The organism is Halomonas sp. 707D4, assembly GCF_024158685.1.
Taxonomy (GTDB): Bacteria; Pseudomonadota; Gammaproteobacteria; order Pseudomonadales; family Halomonadaceae; genus Vreelandella.
Genome location: NZ_JAMZBD010000332.1, coordinates 1 through 3,616 on the forward strand (window position 1 = coordinate 1; position 3,616 = coordinate 3,616).

The 3,616-nt window shown below is 63.2% G+C and carries 4 protein-coding genes and 3 tRNA genes; 1 reads left to right on the top strand and 6 read right to left on the bottom strand.

Going from position 1 to position 3,616, the window contains the following annotated elements; all coding sequences use genetic code 11:
- Positions 1-607: tRNA-dihydrouridine synthase family protein (locus BIS11_RS13085; protein WP_253586223.1), on the top strand; the 607-nt coding region annotated here is incomplete at its 5' end.
- Between the two features lie 159 nt (positions 608-766).
- On the opposite strand, the gene BIS11_RS13090 is transcribed toward BIS11_RS13085, so the two are convergent.
- The 6 genes from BIS11_RS13090 to BIS11_RS13115 form a co-directional block, all read right to left on the bottom strand.
- A tRNA-Arg gene (locus BIS11_RS13090) sits at positions 767-843 on the bottom strand.
- 45 nt (positions 844-888) lie between these two features.
- Positions 889-965, bottom strand: a tRNA-Arg gene (locus tag BIS11_RS13095).
- Positions 966-1,027: 62 nt separating this feature from the next.
- Positions 1,028-1,120: transfer RNA gene (locus BIS11_RS13100), tRNA-Ser, on the bottom strand.
- Positions 1,121-1,245: 125 nt separating this feature from the next.
- Positions 1,246-1,434, bottom strand: a complete 189-nt coding sequence (csrA, locus tag BIS11_RS13105) for a carbon storage regulator CsrA (RefSeq protein ID WP_253426543.1) — start codon at positions 1,432-1,434, stop codon at positions 1,246-1,248.
- A 200-nt stretch (positions 1,435-1,634) separates the two neighbouring features.
- Positions 1,635-2,885, bottom strand: coding sequence for an aspartate kinase (locus BIS11_RS13110; RefSeq protein ID WP_253426540.1), 1,251 nt, complete (start codon positions 2,883-2,885; stop codon positions 1,635-1,637).
- A 132-nt stretch (positions 2,886-3,017) separates the two neighbouring features.
- A partial coding sequence (locus BIS11_RS13115) for a DHHA1 domain-containing protein (RefSeq protein WP_253586224.1) occupies positions 3,018-3,616 on the bottom strand: 599 nt, incomplete at its 5' end.

Sequence of the window (3,616 nt, forward strand, 5' to 3'; positions counted from 1 at the left end):
CCCGGAGCGGGTCTATCGGGCCGTTCGCGCGGTCTTCGAGGCCCTGGAGGGGCGCATTCCCGTCACCGCCAAGATTCGCCTGGGCTTCTCGGACCGGCGCCTGGCCGTCGCCTGCGCCCAGGCCGCCGAAGCCGGAGGCGCGGCGCGGCTGGTGGTGCACGGGCGCACCCGCGACGAAGGCTACCGCCCGCCGGCGCACTGGGAGTGGATCGGCCGGATTCGCGCCAACGTCTCGCTGCCGGTGGTCGCCAACGGCGATATCTGGACGCTGGAGGATTACTGGAAGGCGCGCACGCTTTCGGGCTGCCAGGACGTGATGCTCGGGCGCAGCGCCCTGGCCGATCCGTGGCTCGCCCCGCGCATCCGCCATTGGCTGGATACCGGCGAGCGCCTGCCCGAGACCACCTGGCAGATGCGCGCCGAGGTCATCGTCGATTATGCGACGCGCCAGCGTGAAGCGCTGCCCGAACGCATCGTGGCATCGCTGGTCAAGCAGTGGCTGGCCCAGATGCGCCCCTCGAGTGGCGAAGCCGAGGAGCATTTCCAGCGCGTCAAGCGCATCACCGACCTGGACGCGCTGCTCGACGCCCTGATGGCGACGCCCTAGCCCCGCCCGACTCGAAAAAAAAGCGCCCGGCCACTGACGTGGCGGGCGCTTCAAACGACCGCAGAGGGCGCGAGCCACCCTCTTGCTAGACCAACCCGGTAGTGCTCGATAGCACAAACGCAGAAAACCCGCCTCGAGCGAGGCGGGGTTTCAGGAATTTGGCGCGCCCGGGAGGATTCGAACCTCCGACCCTCTGATTCGTAGTCAGATACTCTATCCAGCTGAGCTACGGGCGCTTGGGTACAAACTGTCTATCTTCTTGCTGCGTGTCCGGCTCTGGATGGCGCGCCCGGGAGGATTCGAACCTCCGACCCTCTGATTCGTAGTCAGATACTCTATCCAGCTGAGCTACGGGCGCATATCCAAAACGTTTCACTTGCTTCATCCAAAACCACTCGGGCTTTCGATGAGTGCGGCAGTTGGCGGAGAGGGAGGGATTCGAACCCTCGATAGGGCTATAAACCCTATACTCCCTTAGCAGGGGAGCGCCTTCAGCCACTCGGCCACCTCTCCTCAACGGCACGGCGCGAATATTACCGATTATGCTGTTCGTTGTCCAGACCTAAACAGAAATTTTTTCGCGCCGGCTTCGAGTTAGCGCTTAAACGCCCTGTAGTGGGCGTGGTATAAGCCGCCATTTATTCGGGTTCGCTTTCGGTTGAGCGCTCGCGCTGGATCCGCTGATAGATCTCTTCGCGGTGCACGGCGACATCCTTGGGTGCGTTCACACCGATCCTGACTTGATTACCCTTCACACCTAACACCGTGACGGTGATCTCGTCACCGATCATCAGCGTTTCGCCTACGCGGCGCGTTAGGATGAGCATGGCTGATCTCCTTCTCAGACGTTTGTACAACGGTTCGTGTCCGCCAGAGGCGTCACCGCCGCCTATTATGCGGCAAAGCGACACGCGTCACCAACGACTGTTGCCTCTGGCGCCTTGACACTCGAACCTTCCGTTGCAAGTTAGCTCACCACCCAAGGCAGCAAGTTATCTCTTAGCGTAGAAGGTTTAGAGCACAAATGTTATTCGGATTCTATATTCGTCTTGTCCAGTCCGAACGCCTTGTGCAGCGCGTTGACGGCCAGTTCCATGTGCTTTTCGTCGATGACCACGGAAATCTTGATTTCCGAGGTGGAGACCATGCGGATGTTGACGTTCTCGTCGGCGAGCACGCGGAACATCTTGGACGCCACGCCCGCATGTGAGCGCATGCCCACGCCGACCAGCGAGACCTTGGCGATGTTGTCGTCGCCGCGAAGCTCGCCGCCGCCGAGATCCGGGATCACGCTCTCTTCCAGAAGGCGCTTGGTGGCCTTGTAGTCGCCCTTGGCGACGGTGAAGGTGAAGTCGGTGTAGTCGCCGGCGGGCGCGACGTTCTGCACGATCATGTCGACTTCGATGTTGGCATCGGCGATGGGGCCGAGAATGCGCGAGGCGACACCGGGTACGTCCGGGGTGTGCAACAGCGTCAGCTTGGCTTCGTTCTTGGTGAAGGCGATACCGGAGATCAGCGGTTCTTCCATGGAGTCCTCGTCTTGGTCAGAGTCTGCAACAATCAGGGTGCCGGGGCCGTCTTGGAAGCTCGACAGCACCCGGAGGGGAACGTTGTACTTGCCGGCGAATTCCACCGCGCGGATCTGCAGCACCTTGGAGCCGAGGCTCGCAAGCTCGAGCATCTCCTCGACGGTGATGCTTTCCAGGCGCTGGGCCTTCGAGCACACCCGCGGGTCGGTGGTGTAGACACCGTCGACATCGGTATAGATCTGGCACTCGTCGGCATTGAGCGCGGCGGCGAGCGCAACACCGGTGGTATCCGAGCCACCGCGGCCGAGCGTGGTGATGTTGCCGTTCTCGTCCACGCCTTGAAAGCCCGCCACCACCACGACCTTGCCCGCGTCCAGATCGGCCTTCAGGTCATCGGTCTCGATACGCTGGATACGCGCCTTGGTGTAGGCGCTGTCGGTGTGGATACCCACCTGGGCGCCGGTATGGGAAGTGGCGCTGACGCCAAGCTGCTGAAGCGCCATGGCCAGCAGCGAAATGGTCACCTGCTCGCCGGTGGAGAGCAGCATGTCCATCTCGCGCGGAGCCGGGTCCTCGTTCAGGGCGTGGGCCATGTCGGTCAGGCGGTTGGTCTCGCCGCTCATGGCGGAGACGACCACCACCACCTGGTGGCCCTGGTCGCGAAAGCCTTTCACCTTTTCCGCCACGGCCTTGATGCGATCGACGGAACCTACCGAGGTGCCGCCGAACTTTTGTACGTATAGTGCCATATGCCGGTTTCCCTATGCGTTCGGAGTCAAAGGATCGATCGAGGGCGGCGAGCCCTGCAGGCCATCATGGCCACGCCGCTTCCCGACCGGATAATAAAAGGCCGATGGCACAGGATGCCATCGGCCGTCGCCTCAGCGAAGCGTGTTTTCGAGCCAGGCCGGAACGCCTTTCAGCGCTTCCGGCAGGGCCTCGGGACGGCTGCCGCCGGCCTGGGCCATATCGGCCCGACCGCCCCCTTTCCCGCCCACCTGGGCGGCCACGAAGTTGACCAGCTCACCGGCCTTGACCCGATCGGTCAGATCGTCGGTGACACCGGCGATCAGGCTCACCTTGCCCGCTGCCTGATCGGCCACCGCCAGCAGGATCACGCCGGAGCCGAGCTTCTGCTTGAGCTGGTCGAGCATGCCGCGCAGGTCCTTGCCGGAGACGCCTTCGAGCTGGGTGGCCAGAAGCGTCACCCCGGCGATCTCCTGGGCATGACCGAGCATGTCGCTGCCGGCCACGCTTGCGAGCTTCGCCTTGAGCTGTTCGAGCTCCTTCTCGAGGCTGCGATTGCGCTCGAACAGCGACTCGACGCGCGCCTCGACCTGTTCGGGCTTCGCCTTCAGCCGCGCGCCCAGACGCCCGAGCGTGGCCTCCTGCTGCTTGAAGTACGCCAGCGCGTTCTCGCCGGTGATCGCCTCGATCCGTCGAACGCCGGCGGCAGTACCCGCTTCACTGACGATATGGA